A 13,931-nucleotide genomic window follows, 5' to 3' on the forward strand; every position below is an offset into this window, starting at 1 on the left:
TTATTGTCCTCCTGTTGCTAACGTCATAATTTTCTCTTGCGTAGCTTCCTCATGGCTCAATTCACCGGTAATATGACCTTCATGTACTACCAAGATTCGATCACTCATACCAAGGACTTCAGGAAGTTCCGACGATACCATAATGATGGCTACTCCTCTGTCCGTCAGTTCGTTCATCAGCTCGTAAATTTCGCGTTTAGCGCCGACATCGACACCACGTGTTGGTTCATCCAGAATGAGTACATTAGGACCAATGCCCACCCATTTGGCAATTACTACTTTTTGCTGGTTCCCACCAGATAAATTTTTAGCTGCAGTTTCTGAAGATTCTGTTTTGATAAGTAGGCGCTTGATGAGCGTGTCTACAAATTCTTGTTCTTTTTTGCTGGAGATCACTCCGGCCCTGTTACTAAAACTGAATAAACTCGGAAGTACCATATTGTCTTTTATCGAAAAATCGAGAACAAGTCCCTCATCTTTACGATCTTCGGTAATAAAGCCAACCCCATGTTTCACTGCATCTTCTGGACGGCGGATCATTACCTTTTTCCCGCGAATCTGGATCTCACCACTCGTAAGGGAATCGAGTCCAAACAGTGCTCGCATGATTTCCGTACGCCCTGCTCCCATGAGTCCCGAGAATCCGACGATTTCACCAGAACGAACCGTAAAGCTTATATTTTCAAAAATGCCCTTGCGACTCATGTTTTTCGCTTCCAGAACCACTTCACCAGGCTTAGGATTCCGCACAGGATAACGTTCTGTAAGCTCCCGTCCTACCATCTTTTTGACTACTTCTTCAAAGCTTGTATCTGGAATATCCTTCGTATCTACTGTTTTTCCATCTCTCATCACGGTAATTCGATCGCAGATCGTAAAGATCTCTTCCATCCGATGCGAGATATATACGATTGATACGCCTTCTTTGCGAAGCGAATGAATGACTTCAAACAGCTTCTCGATCTCTCGTTCAGTTAGAGCTGCTGTCGGCTCATCCATAACAATTACCTTAGCATTCGTCATGAGAGCTTTTGCGATTTCAATCATTTGCTGCTGACCTACGGAGCATTGCCCTGCTTCCTGATCGATTGGGATTGTGACTGCCAGCTTTCTGAACTGCTCAATTGCAAGCGTTCTCATTTCTTTGGTTTGGAGTATACCGAAAGCATTTGTCATTTCTTTTCCGATAAAAAGGTTTTCCAGCACCGTCATATCTGGCCATACATTCAGTTCTTGATGTATAAAAGCGATGCCGTGCTGCTCAGCTTCCTTCGGCGAAGGAAAATATGTTTCTTTTCCATCAATGAGAATCGTACCTTGATTTCGCTCATGAAGACCGATCAGGATGTTCATCAGTGTAGATTTCCCTGCTCCGTTTTCACCCATTAGAGCATGAACTTCGCCTTCTCTAAGCTCAAAATCGACCCCACTTAACACCTGATTCGTTCCAAAAGCTTTATGAATATCATTCATTTGAATGTGCATGAGATTCTCTCCTTTATCCGAAATAGACCCCAGACTGTAAAATGCAATTTGCGTAGGGTTTGGCTTCACCAGTTCGGATGATCACTTTCGCCTCTTTCGTTCGTCTCTTGAACTGCTCATGGTCACAAAATTCGATTTTGGAAGCAGCAAATTTCTCATTCATATATTGATGTGTTTCCGCATTTCCATTTTTAATCTCATCTGCCATAATCACCTTTTCAATCTCCATATCCTCGGCGATGATATCGACTACCTCCTGAAAACTAGGTGTTCCAAGCTTAAGAGCAAGATCAATTTTAGGAACCCCTTCAGGTACAGGTAGCCCAATATCAGCGATGACGATTTGATCCGTGTGACCGAGATCGACGAGTATTTTAGCAATATGACTATTTAAAATGCCTTGTTTCTTCACTTTAATTTCGCCTCCACTTCTTGCCGTGTTGGCATTCCGCCTTGTGCTCCGAATTTCGTTACTGATATTGATGCAGCCAGGTTCGCAAAGGAAATGCTGTCTGTCATTGACTTTCCTTCTGCCAGCGCAACCGCGAAAGCCGCGTTAAAAGTATCCCCCGCTCCCGTTGTATCGACAGCTTCAACGACAAATGCTGGGACAACAACCTCTTCCTTGCCGTCATAATAACGGACTCCGTTTTTACCTTCGGTAACAACAAGTTTATTGGGATATTTCCGCAAAGAATCTTGCAGCTTCTCTCCCGCAAACATCATCTGTGCTTCGTGTTCATTCGGCGTAATATATGTTGCGTTTTCAATAACCGCTTGGCTTATAGCTCTTGCTGGTGCAGGATTAAGCAGAAGAGGTACACCTGCTTCCTTGCAAATCGAAGCTACATATTCAACGGTCTCTTCCGGAATTTCTTGCTGAATAAGCACAATATCTGACTTACGTATAACATTTGCAGCTTTATCAATATAATGAGGTGTCACTTCGTTATTAGCGGCTTTCACAACGATGATGCTGTTATCTCCTTCAGCCAAAATGATATGTGCTGTTCCACTTTCCATATCTGTAACCGGTTCCACATAGTCGACAAGTACTTGATTTTGTTTAAAATTGTTCAAAATGGCTTCACCATAGGTGTCATCTCCGATACGACCGATCATGAACACCTCGGCGCCCAGTCTTGCAGCAGCGACAGCCTGATTTGCTCCTTTGCCTCCAGGTACCGTTTTGAATGAATCCCCTAGTACAGTTTCTCCCGCACCAGGACGTTTACTTGAAGTTACCACGAGATCCATTGAAGAACTGCCTATCACCGTTACTTTGGGTTTCATGTTTGTATTCATGATTACTGCTCCACCTTTCTTGTCGTACCTCGTTCTATTAGTTCAACCGGGAACTGAGTATTCGTTTCCTTGGTTTGCTTACCTTCCACTAATTCAATAAGTAATCTACCTGCTGCTCTGCCCATTTCATAAGCCGGCTGCCTGATCGTTGATAGACCTGGTGATACCAGGCTGCTTACGGGAATGTCATCAAATCCCACAATCTGAATGTCATTCGGAATATGTTTGCCAAGTTTATACGCTTCATGCATGACAGCAAATGCGGCTAAATCGTTACTTGCGATCACTCCGTCGGTTGCCGGATAACGACGAAACAATGCTTCGGCAAGCTTGTCCACATGATGAAAAGAAAATGTAGACGTCTGAATAATGTTATAAGAAGCATTCGCTTGCTCTAACACTTCAACTGCACCGGAGAAACGATCTTGCGCTGGCTTCACATGAGCCGGTCCTTGCATAAGTGTTATTTCCTTACTGCCTCCAGCGAGTATCGCTTTCGCAGCGAGTCTGCCGCCTTGCCTTCCATCTGAGTAGATGGATGGCCGATCGTCAGAAGTCCGATCAAGGAATACAACGGGAATCCGAAGTGAGTCATATGTTTGTGTATCCGGATCATTCGTCGCCGTCACTACGCCGACCACATTATTTTGAGTAAAGGTCTGCATATATTCTTGTTCCTTATGTTCATCTTCATCGCTATTGCCAATAATGAGACGGAAGTCATTTTCTCTCATCTCATCCTCTACGCCTCTAGCGAGCTGTGGAAAATAAGGATTCGTAATATCCGGGATAAGTAACCCAACTAATTTGGATTTTCGTTTATATAAAGATCTTGCCACTTCATTAGGAGAATATTGCAAAGCAGCAATCGCTTCTTCTACTTTTTTACGTGTATCTTCATGCACATAACCTGCACTATTCAATACTCTAGATACCGTAGCCACCGATACACCTGCGTGCCGGGCCACATCTTTAATGGTTGCCATCCTTGTCACCTCGACTATGTGTAACCGGTTACATGAACAAGATATCACACTTTATTCGTCTCTGCAAGCCTCTTCATAAATTCAAGGGAGAATCTTATGATAATGCTCAACATGTGATAAAGTGATTGTATAGTTTGATCACAGGAAGTGGAGGAGTTTTATGGAAATACTCAGAAAAATAGCAGCCCTTCTTAAGGGAAACACATCACAGCCACATCTACAGACTAGTCCTCGAAATTCTGCTTCAAGCTCCTTGTTCACACGACCTGTTCCTATGAATTTAGGTATGCATTCAACTGTCCCTTCACTTCAAAGACTAGGGGATCGCCTAGAGGATGCATTGAAGACTTCCTACATGGAACAAGTACAGAAGAGGGTGATAGCTAAACACAGCTGTTCCCCGCAGAAATATGAGTGGATGCTGCAAGAGGTAAAACGATACTTTATCCTTTGCGCGGTCTATAAGAACGTTCCAATGTATAGTGATGAAGCAGATCTCATATGGCATGAGATGCTAATGTTCACGAGAGACTATGAACAATTCTGCGTGAACTTCACGGGTGAGTTCATTCATCATCAGCCTAATATCACAGAAACAACTACAGCCGACCGTGAAAAAGAAAGAGCGATGTATGATCTGCTTTACAGCCGATTTTTTATCATTCATCCAGAAAATGAGCAGCTTTGTCGTCCTTTCTTCCGTCACAAATTAAATCCTATCGGTGTAGATTCACATGGAGAACAGACATCCGGTTTTATGTCTGATACACCTAATCTGACTACAAACTTTTTTCTGACCGAGATAAAGAGTCGATTTCGTCATACGAATGATGCTGATATCCAGCACATTCAACATGAGCTAATCCAGACTTTGCCATCTCAAATACAGGAAGCAGAGAATAAATCAAATCTACTTTATTCAAATACGAATAATGCCAATAGTTACACTACCAGTAATACGGCAAGTAGACCCAATCAGCAGTCATCTCGGATCAGGCCAAACCAAGTCGCAGCAGACCCCATTCTATCCCTTTTGCTATTATCTGCTGCAGCGGATCACCTGTTTGTCCCTAACCCAGATGAAGTAATGCTGGAAGAACGAAAACAGCAGTCTGGCACGAATGACAGCGGAACTTATACAGACCCTCATTCAGATAAAGACGACCGTACTGATTCGCATCATCATGACAGTTCTTCTTCTCATTCTGATGGAGGCTCTTCTGGGACAGATTCCTCTGGTGGCCAATCCTCATGCAGCAGTTCAAGTTGCGGTTCTTCTTGTGGTGGAGGATGCAGCAGTTAATTACATACGAAAAAGCCGATCCAAAGCGACTTTGGAAACGGCTCTTTCGTATGAATCTGAATATCAAAATGTAAACAAAACCTCCTATATACTTACAATTATTAAAATGGTATTATTTTCAATAGATTGTAATTGTTTAGAGGTGAGGAGTGAACTATAATGCAGAATATTGGTTTTCCTGGAATGATTTTTCTTATTGCCGTTATTGTCTTCGTTATATGGTTACTAAGATCCCTTATTCATAAAAGAAAATAAGTACATATGAAAAGGACTGCTACCTTTATTGGTAACAGTCCTTTGGTTTCACTAAACTACACCTGTAGCGAAATCATGAGAATACGCTAGTAAACTTGCGATAATCAGTTCACCGTTATTTTTCCATAATACATATACATTCCGCAATTAAATGCATATGAACCAGGATCAAGATTGGAATCCACGGTATAGTAATTGTCGCCTTTCTCCAGATATTTCAGTATATCCAGATCTTTGGAGACAACATCCGTAATACAGGTTAGGTTTGTATCTTTTTTAAAATTAATTTTGGTGGGTACTCCTTTTTTTACCTCGATATTCTCTGGATAAAATCCATCGGATTTCACCTCTACAGTAATGACTTCATATCCTTCTAGATCTTCCTGAGCCTGCCCTTTTCCGTCAGCAGAAGGCATAATTTCTTTTCCACTGAAGAAAAACAATACTCCTGCCAAGATCACTACGGCAACCACTCCAACTGCAGCAAAAGGCCACCATTTCGGTAACTTCTTATTCATGTCGATCCGTCCCTCTCAAAAAGCAGCAATGATAAATCCTTACCTATTTCTATTATAAGGATAAATTAAAATTTCTATAAGAAAAATGACTCTTTAGAGCTACTTTACACCTATTTTGATCCACATAATCGTACTATTCTGTGACGATCTTTTGAAAAATCTCTAATTCATGTCCTTATATCCGCGAATGTGCGTCAATTGACGTCTAGATGTTCTTATTCATCATAACGGTTATAAGCTCGTTCCTAATCTCATTTTGAGTAGCTTTAATCACTTCTCCGCTCGCATTGATAAGATAAGTAATCGGTATTGATACAGGGTTGTCTTTATAGGAGCCATCCGCATGACTAGTACCCACTACCACACACTGGAGCTCCTTTGCGATTTGGCATGCAAGATGAACCCATTCATCGTATTGCTCGTGACTGAACATTCCCACACCTATGGGGTGAAAAAGAATGTCAATATCTTCGCTCCGAACTCCATCCATGCCTTGTAGTACGAGTTCATCACAAAGAATTACTCCTAGATGATACCCTTTAACTTGTACTGTCTGCTTTGCCGTGTATTTAGGACGATCAAGTAAGATCTGACCATCGTTACCGATGATAATCACCTGATCTTTGGGATTTTTATGAAACTTACGATAGCCAGTAATCAGTGTCACCTGATGGGATCTAGCAAGTTCCTTCGCTTTTTCCACGTTTTCATTCAAATACCCTTCCGGGAAAAAAACGAACTCTGCTTCCGGATGTTGCCGTAATGCTTCCTCGAGCTGAATAACATCTTTTTCAAGCTTAGGTTGACCAACCAAAATTTTCATATAGGACCCTCCGATCATTATTTATCCAGATAACGCTCATACATATACCATGAACAGAAGCGTACAAGAGGGACAAGCAGCACGACAACATTCAGAACCCATGCCGCAACACCGCCAATATTGTCTTTTGAAATAAACAAAAGAATAATACCAATAAGCAGGGCAAAGCCAGATGACCAGTTGGAGGCAGTACCATTAACCGGATGATCGCCCAAAACAATAGATTGGCATCCTTTTATAGCTTCTGAATAACAAGAGTTATGATAAGGATACAGTGATAAGAAAGATTGACTTACGACAAGATCATATCTGGATTCAATTTCAGCATTACAATGGACACAATAAACAGGACGCTTCGAAGTAGACAAAACGACGGACTCCTCTCTACATCAAACACAGTTTATAAAATTATACTATAAAATGGATATATCGTTATGTATCCCGATTTATTCACGCACAAAAAAGCACCTGTATAGCTGAGTTTGCCAACAGAATGCTCCTGTTCTAACTACATTAGAGATCGTTAATTACTTCACTCTCAGAACCTGACCCACAATAATCGTATATTTACTGTCAAGTTTGTTCCAGTCCTTAATCTGCTGAACCGTGCTACCATATTGAATGCTCAAGGCATATACTGTATCTCCACTAACGACAGTATGATAAGTGGCAGTCACTTTTTTAGTCAAATTAAAGTTTTTTACAAGCCCATTGACATGTCCACGAGCAACCTTGTCCAAATGAGAAGCCGATTTTAGTAGTGCTGCATCACTGCTCGTGTCGATAAATCCATTTTCCGTTAAGATGGCAGGCATATGAGATTCACGAAGCACATGGAAGTTTGCACTTTTACGGCCTCGATCCGTTAATGTTATTAATTTCATAATTTCATTGTGCATATTGGTTTGATAAGTTGTTGTTGGCGCGGTGGTTCCAGGGTAGACATAGTCTTCGTAACCGGTTCCTCCGCCAGCATTAATATGGATAGACAAAAAATAATCTGCTCCCCACGTATTGGCAGCATCCGTTCTCTGTGTCAGTGTTACTGTTTCATCCGACATGCGGCTCATCAAAATAGATACATCATTGTATTCAGTTAGCAAAATCGAACGGACGTTGGTAGCGATCGTAAGCGTCAGATCTTTTTCCTTAAGTCCATTTCCTAGCGCGCCCGTATCAGACCCTCCGTGCCCGGGATCAATAAATATTTTAACCATAATCTATCACCTCCCTCTTATTATATGATTTGATTGTTCCAGCGCTTGGACGAACATCCGAAGTGAATATACAAAAACTCTACCAATCCTAGGACTGATAGAGTTTTATTCATTACATTATTTTCTTTTGGGCGGTATCAATACATAAATAATAAATCCAATCACACATATAACAGGTATTAATGTAATCACGATATTCTCCCATAAAATATGCATTCCATCACCTCATTATATACAGGATCATCAAGGGAAATTATAGCATATCAACAATATAGGAGGACCTTCCAAGCTTTTTATACCCCATTTACACTTATGTAAGAAAATTAGATTTCAACCTGCTCCGCCGTTTTCAGATCATACATAGATACTTCTGTGTCAAGCAGGTAATCCGGTTTCTCTTGATTTCTGCTGTTTCGATGTCCCTCAATGTGCGCAGGGCTTTTCTCCCAGCTCTTCCATGCTTCTTCGGATTCCCAGCGAATCATCACCACAACTTCTTCGGTATCTTCACCTTTTTTGCGGTTTTTTTTCACCATAACGGATCGATCAATAAAACCTGGAATTTCAGACATAGGTCCGCCCGGTTTCCCAAAACGCTCAACGATCTTGTTACTGAAACCTTCTTTGACCGTAATTTTACGAAGCTGAATCAACATCTTGAACACCCTCTCTTTTTCATTACCTATACCTCCATACTAAACGATAATGATTATCAGTGTCAATGAGTTGATAAAATAGACCGTACTCATTCGTTCCAGTCTATTTCTCCCTCTTCGCGAAATTCAGTCATCTCGTCAGCCATGTTCTGTATGTCTTCCGAAAGAATAATGGTGATGCCGTAGCCATCTTCCTGCTGTTTTTTAATGGCCTTTTCTTTGATGAACTTGGGACTTCCCGGGCCAGCCTCTTCATCATAAACGAGAAGCAAATGATCTGTTTTACGAAAAAGTAAATCGTCTCTAGCTGCGAATTGCCAAGGTCCGATATAGGGCTGTTTACTAACAACACCATAATAATCTACATTCCTTTTGATATCCTCATAATATGATTTTTTATCATCCGACCAATTCGCTTCTGGATCAGCAAATGCTGCAATGATGGACAGCTTGAGCTGCGGATATTCCTTTTTCAGTTCAATGACAACTTCACATGCCCACAGATCAATTCCGATCTGGCCGGGTGTAATCACCCATTCAATCCCATCTTCAATTAACGGAATGAGCTTAGAACGAAGAGCCTGTTTGATGTAAGGAATACCCGGATGTTTTTGGTTGAAGATACCGAGCTCATTGGCCCGATATCCTGTTACTAATAAATTTTTCATAAAATAAAGCTAAATACCGCCTTTCTGCTATTCCTGATGTAACTATCGTACCACATTCTCCTATTAGGCTGCCTTTCTACCCATATATTAAACCGATTACGACTCGCTATCTTTCCTATTGCTTTCGTTACATCTTATTTACGATCAAAAGGTCCGTTTTTTTAGTATCGTAAGTATGCTCAATCGTTTCCTCAGAGATCACCTTCAGTTTAAGTAAGGCAGCAATTTTCGCACTATCGGCTTTCGAAATCAACTTCCATACGTCTGCATCAGGCAGCGCCTTATATAATTTGTCGTCATCATACTCTTTTTTGAATTGAGTCACGAGTTTAGCTGAATAATCGCCTGCATCGATGATGTTCAGCCCCTCCTCCTTCAGTTGAACGATAATCTCATCCCGAAGCTCAGTTAGTTCTTCTTCAATCGCTTTCTTACGTTGCTTCAGCTCAAAATAACGATGGAGTAATAATTCCATTACATATCACGCTCCTCTAAAGCTATATGTATGCTGAATCACAGTAAATGAGAGCTTATAGAACAAAATAGTAAGGACAAACCTTCCTGGTAAAAAATCGTTATACATAACTTTTGGGTTTGCAATCCCATTTTTGCTGTGCTAAGATAGCCGTAACTTTAGGAACGGAGGGATACCAGAATGATTAATTGGATTCGAGTAAGATTTACTTTTGCCCTTAATAACTAAATAGGCAAAGACTCTGTCTTTTGTGTGCGGACAGAGAACTCGGATTCGATCTATCTTAATTTGGTGTCCATTAATCAAACATAGTATAGAGCGATGAGGTCAGGACCCTAGATGCCTGCCCTCTTTTCGTTTACGTAAATATATCTTTCGGGATTCGGCCGTTAAACTGGCGGGTCTCTGTGAAATAGTGGTTTTCCCTCTCCATTTCTGTCGACTGGATTCGTACGATCTAGGCAAAGTATGGCTAGTAGGAGCAGACGCTTATTGAACAGAGCCGTGAGCTTGTGATACCGATCTCCAGAATATCTACGTATCCGTCTTATTCAGATCCAGCGACATAAAACGTACTTGTTTTATGTCCGCCGAGTTCTCATGCGTAACACAGGCAGCAGTCCGCCTGTGTTTTTTTATTACCAATCATGAGGAGGACGATCAAATGAAACAACCGATAAAAGAAAAAGCGATACTAGCAGGACTCGAACGCAAGGGTCAGGAGGATTTCAGTTATTCCATGGAGGAACTGGCCAATCTAGCTGACGCCTGTGATATTACCGTTGAAGCGGTAGTCACGCAAAAAGCAGAGCGAGTACACCCTTCTCTATATCTAGGTACGGGGAAAATTGAAGAACTAGCGAGACTCCTGGATATGTTAGAGGTAGACATTGTTATTTTTAATGATGAACTGTCCCCCTCTCAAGTCCGAAATCTAGAGAAAAGACTTGATGCCTCTGTACTTGACCGAACAACACTCATTCTGAATATATTTGCTGAACGGGCAAGGTCCAGAGAATCTCAGCTACAAGTGGAGCTCGCCAGACTTCAATATGTATTACCCCGCCTGTCCGGCATCAGTTCTTCTTCCGGAAGACAAAGAGGTGGTGTCGGTACGAAAAACAGAGGTTCTGGTGAAACAAAATTGGAACTATCCCAACGCCGCATTGAAGATAAGATTACAGAGCTTGGTCGTGAGCTCGAAGTTCTCGTCTCACAACGCGAAACTCAGCGTAGACGTCGCCAAAAAACGGAAATCCCGATCGTTAGCCTTGTAGGTTACACGAATACGGGAAAATCCAGTCTTATGAATGCACTGTTACAAAAACATAATGCGTCCACCGATAAAGCTGTTTTTGCGAAAGATATGCTGTTTGCTACACTACAGACGTCCGTCAGGAAGCTAGAACTTCCAGATCGAAAAAGTTTCCTTCTAACAGATACCGTCGGATTCGTGAGCAAGCTTCCACATCATCTAGTCAAGGCCTTCCGTTCTACACTGGAAGAGGTACTCGATTCAGACCTGCTTATCCATGTCGTAGATAGTGCCAATCCCGATGCGGAACAGCTCATTGAGGTCACGAATGCGACCCTTCGGGAGCTCGGAGCAGAAGAGATTCCGGTTATCTATGCCTATAATAAATCAGATCTTAGAACGTCACCGATGGAGTCACATGAGCTTCGTCAGCCTGCGGTCTTGATCTCTGCTAGAACAGGAGCAGGACTTGAGGAACTAGAACAAGCAATCCGTGATTCCGTATTCGGGCATTATGAAGAAGTTGAAGTCACCGTTCCTTATGGCGAGGATCACCTCATCTCGTATTTACATGAACATGCGTATGTAAAATCAACCCGTTATGAAGAGGACGGTACAAAGCTTACCGTAGAAGCTTCTCCAGTAGAGATTCAGAAATGGTCTCACTTGCTTGTTACTCCTAACTCTTAAAATCCTTTGTTTCTCACAGTTCACAAAAAACCTCCTGACCTTATCGGTAGGAGGTTTTTAAATATAAATAGGTTGTGATGTACATTCTCAGTATTGATTTATTTCACAGGGTAAGTCCAGAAGTATTCTGTCTCTAGACGTTTCTGAAATTGCTTGTCTTTAAGGAGTGAATCCCCGGACAGAATTCGAAACTGTGAGCTGTGGGCCTGAATAGATTGAACTTTATTCAGTTTGAAATTACGAATATCGTAAGATACGTCTGGTTCCCCAAGCGCTTCTTTATGATTGTTCGAGAAAGCAACACATAACACAGTTGGGCGTCTGTCTTTTTCTAATGCTTCCACAACCCGCACGACAGCCGCGCCTGTTGCATCATGGTCAGGATGGACGCTGTATCCTGGGTAGAAAGTAAAGATAATGGAAGGATTCAATTCCTCGATAAGTGCTGAAATGGAACCATCTAAGAGATTACGATCTTCAAATTCAATCGTTTTGTCATGGAAGCCTAGCATTCTGAGATCCTGAATGCCAATCGCACGACAGGATTGCTTGAGCTCTTCCTTGCGAATTTCAGGTAACGTAATTCGGTTAGCGATAGGCGGGTTACCCATATTACGGGCCATCTCACCTAAAGTTAGACATGCATAAGTAACCTGAGCTCCTTCTTCATTAATCAACTTGGCAAGCGTACCTGATATGCCAAAAGATTCATCATCGGGATGTGGTAGTACGACTAGAATACGATTCTGTTTCATATAGAACCCCTCTTTCTAAAACAATGTTCTGCTAAGCAGCAAGGATACAATCAAACGCCCTTCTGCATCATGACCTGCCAGCAAAACACGTCCTTCTTCATTTTCTTCCCAATGGGTAAGTCCTTCGGTATACACCCATCCATCATTGATCTTAAGACCAACACGGTAGTAAGTATCCCCTTCAATTGTACCTTTTGAATATCGAACGGGGATATTTTTGATAAAATTGGAAGCAGGATGCTTCGAGCTATCATTATGGGCAGCATAAGCTCCCATCGTAAGTTCCATGTGAAGATACAGATCTTCGTTTGCATATCGGTCCAGCTGTTCTTGCACCAATGCCTTATTAATTAACTGCATGATGATACCTCCGGTAACTTCTTCAAATCTATCATACCTTGCGTGGTATAATGGCTGGTTTCTGTCTTACATATGATGAAGCTTATATATAGCAGTATATCTTAAAAAACCGTGAAAACAAAATCATTCCTTATCTAATAGATTGGTTAATCGTTTCACATTCCTATAATTTGTATATATAGCATTAACTAAATGAAACACTTTCGTGATCCCATACGTATTATGCATGAAATCACCTAAATTTAAGGAGGCTTTACCTCTCATGTCCTTTTTTAACAAAATGCTAGCCAAAGTTGGCATCGGTTCCGCCGAGATCGACACTTTATTAGAGAAAGTATCTTATGTCCCAGGTGAAACCGTTAAGGGCGTCGTTCGTATTCAAGGCGGAAGCGTGGATCAGGAAATTGAAAGTATTTATATTCAGTTAATGACCCGTTATATTCGTGAGCAGGATGACCGAAAAGTAGAGTACAGCTACACTCTAGCAAAGTTCAACGTCTCAGAAGGCCTCCTGCTTCGTAGTGGAGAGAAACTGGAAATTCCATTTGTTTTCCCTCTCCCGCTTGAGACTCCTGTTACTTATAACCGGCAGCCTGTCTGGCTAAGCACAGGACTTGATATTGAAATGTCCATAGATCCAACAGATCATGATTCCATTGAAGTGCAGCCCCACTTCTATATGAGTGCGATTTTCGAAGCAGTTGAATATCTTGGATTCCGCTACAAAACATCTTCGTGTGAGCACGCTACAAAGCTTGGCCGAGGAGTTCCCTTCGTACAAGAATTTGAATATTATCCAAGCACTCAGTTTGCAGGCCGTGTAAAAGAATTAGAACTTATGATGAATCTGGATGAAGATGGCATTCATGTGCTTGTTGAAGTAGATAGACGAGCAAGAGGGCTTAATGGATTTTTTGAACAAGCTTTCAATCTTGATGAACGTCATGCCCGTCTTTACTTCGACCGTGCAGACATTGCTCAAGGAGCTAAGCATATTGCCCGGCAAATTGAACGTGTCATTGAAGAACAATCTCGTTAATGAACTCATCTCATAGATATAATAACGCTAGCGTCTACCACAGCGTGGTAACACTAGCGTTTTTTATGCTTAGAATAAATGAACACTACCGTTCATTACATAGAATTCAGTATTGATGATTTCAAAAGATACAAGTATAGT

At 41.6% G+C, this 13,931-nt stretch carries 16 protein-coding genes; 3 read left to right on the plus strand and 13 right to left on the minus strand.

The genetic code is table 11. The features are described from left to right. Genes KFT32_RS17745 through KFT32_RS17760 form a run of 4 tightly spaced genes read right to left on the minus strand, consistent with a single transcriptional unit; the run spans window position 1 to window position 3,776 of the window. Window positions 1-1,485 carry a sugar ABC transporter ATP-binding protein gene (locus KFT32_RS17745; RefSeq protein ID WP_211748573.1) on the minus strand — a complete coding sequence of 495 codons (1,485 nt, stop codon included), beginning with the start codon at window positions 1,483-1,485 and terminating at the stop codon, window positions 1-3. 13 nt (window positions 1,486-1,498) lie between these two features. Continuing rightward, the gene (gene rbsD / locus KFT32_RS17750) at window positions 1,499-1,897 is read right to left on the minus strand and encodes a D-ribose pyranase (RefSeq protein WP_211748574.1); all 399 of its coding nucleotides are present in this window, start codon (window positions 1,895-1,897) and stop codon (window positions 1,499-1,501) included. Beyond that, on the minus strand, window positions 1,894-2,790 hold the full coding sequence (gene rbsK, locus KFT32_RS17755; RefSeq protein ID WP_249435961.1) for a ribokinase: 897 nt from the start codon (window positions 2,788-2,790) through the stop codon (window positions 1,894-1,896). The genes rbsD and rbsK overlap by 4 nt, the downstream gene beginning before the upstream one ends. Before the next feature lie 2 nt (window positions 2,791-2,792). Next, window positions 2,793-3,776, minus strand: coding sequence for a LacI family DNA-binding transcriptional regulator (locus KFT32_RS17760; RefSeq protein ID WP_211748575.1), 984 nt, complete (start codon window positions 3,774-3,776; stop codon window positions 2,793-2,795). A gap of 160 nt (window positions 3,777-3,936) precedes the next feature. Here KFT32_RS17760 and KFT32_RS17765 point away from each other — a divergent pair, with 160 nt between their 5' ends. Beyond that, window positions 3,937-5,079, plus strand: a complete 1,143-nt coding sequence (locus tag KFT32_RS17765; RefSeq protein ID WP_211748576.1) for a glycine-rich domain-containing protein — start codon at window positions 3,937-3,939, stop codon at window positions 5,077-5,079. 359 nt (window positions 5,080-5,438) lie between these two features. Here KFT32_RS17765 and KFT32_RS17770 read toward each other — a convergent pair whose 3' ends face one another. The 7 genes from KFT32_RS17770 to KFT32_RS17800 form a co-directional block, all read right to left on the minus strand. Further along, the gene (locus KFT32_RS17770; protein ID WP_211748577.1) at window positions 5,439-5,852 is read right to left on the minus strand and encodes a cupredoxin domain-containing protein; all 414 of its coding nucleotides are present in this window, start codon (window positions 5,850-5,852) and stop codon (window positions 5,439-5,441) included. A 205-nt stretch (window positions 5,853-6,057) separates the two neighbouring features. After that, window positions 6,058-6,675, minus strand: a complete 618-nt coding sequence (locus tag KFT32_RS17775; protein ID WP_211748578.1) for a carbon-nitrogen hydrolase family protein — start codon at window positions 6,673-6,675, stop codon at window positions 6,058-6,060. 17 nt (window positions 6,676-6,692) lie between these two features. Continuing rightward, a complete protein-coding gene (locus tag KFT32_RS17780) occupies window positions 6,693-7,043 on the minus strand; it encodes a hypothetical protein (protein ID WP_211748579.1) in 351 nt (116 codons plus the stop codon). A 159-nt stretch (window positions 7,044-7,202) separates the two neighbouring features. Next, window positions 7,203-7,892, minus strand: coding sequence for an N-acetylmuramoyl-L-alanine amidase family protein (locus tag KFT32_RS17785; RefSeq protein ID WP_211748580.1), 690 nt, complete (start codon window positions 7,890-7,892; stop codon window positions 7,203-7,205). 323 nt (window positions 7,893-8,215) lie between these two features. Continuing rightward, window positions 8,216-8,548, minus strand: a complete 333-nt coding sequence (locus KFT32_RS17790) for an antibiotic biosynthesis monooxygenase (protein ID WP_211748581.1) — start codon at window positions 8,546-8,548, stop codon at window positions 8,216-8,218. 89 nt (window positions 8,549-8,637) lie between these two features. Continuing rightward, window positions 8,638-9,216, minus strand: coding sequence for an SLOG family protein (locus tag KFT32_RS17795; RefSeq protein WP_211748582.1), 579 nt, complete (start codon window positions 9,214-9,216; stop codon window positions 8,638-8,640). 127 nt (window positions 9,217-9,343) lie between these two features. Beyond that, entirely contained in the window at window positions 9,344-9,691 is a 348-nt protein-coding gene (locus KFT32_RS17800; RefSeq protein WP_211748583.1) for a hypothetical protein, read from the minus strand. Window positions 9,692-10,355: 664 nt separating this feature from the next. Between KFT32_RS17800 and hflX the strand changes: the two genes are divergently transcribed. Further along, window positions 10,356-11,636: a GTPase HflX gene (gene hflX, locus KFT32_RS17805; protein ID WP_211748584.1), complete on the plus strand. Its 1,281-nt coding sequence runs from the start codon at window positions 10,356-10,358 to the stop codon at window positions 11,634-11,636. A 98-nt stretch (window positions 11,637-11,734) separates the two neighbouring features. On the opposite strand, the gene bshB2 is transcribed toward hflX, so the two are convergent. Both bshB2 and KFT32_RS17815 read right to left on the minus strand, forming a co-directional pair. Further along, the gene (gene bshB2, locus KFT32_RS17810) at window positions 11,735-12,391 is read right to left on the minus strand and encodes a bacillithiol biosynthesis deacetylase BshB2 (RefSeq protein ID WP_211748585.1); all 657 of its coding nucleotides are present in this window, start codon (window positions 12,389-12,391) and stop codon (window positions 11,735-11,737) included. A 15-nt stretch (window positions 12,392-12,406) separates the two neighbouring features. Next, window positions 12,407-12,751 carry a YojF family protein gene (locus KFT32_RS17815; protein WP_211748586.1) on the minus strand — a complete coding sequence of 115 codons (345 nt, stop codon included), beginning with the start codon at window positions 12,749-12,751 and terminating at the stop codon, window positions 12,407-12,409. A gap of 262 nt (window positions 12,752-13,013) precedes the next feature. Here KFT32_RS17815 and KFT32_RS17820 point away from each other — a divergent pair, with 262 nt between their 5' ends. Beyond that, complete coding sequence (locus KFT32_RS17820) at window positions 13,014-13,790, plus strand: sporulation protein (protein ID WP_211748587.1); 777 nt, start codon at window positions 13,014-13,016, stop codon at window positions 13,788-13,790. Window positions 13,791-13,931 lie beyond the last annotated feature (141 nt).

The organism is Paenibacillus sp. Marseille-Q4541 (assembly GCF_018310695.1).
Lineage (GTDB): Bacteria > Bacillota > Bacilli > Paenibacillales > Paenibacillaceae > Paenibacillus.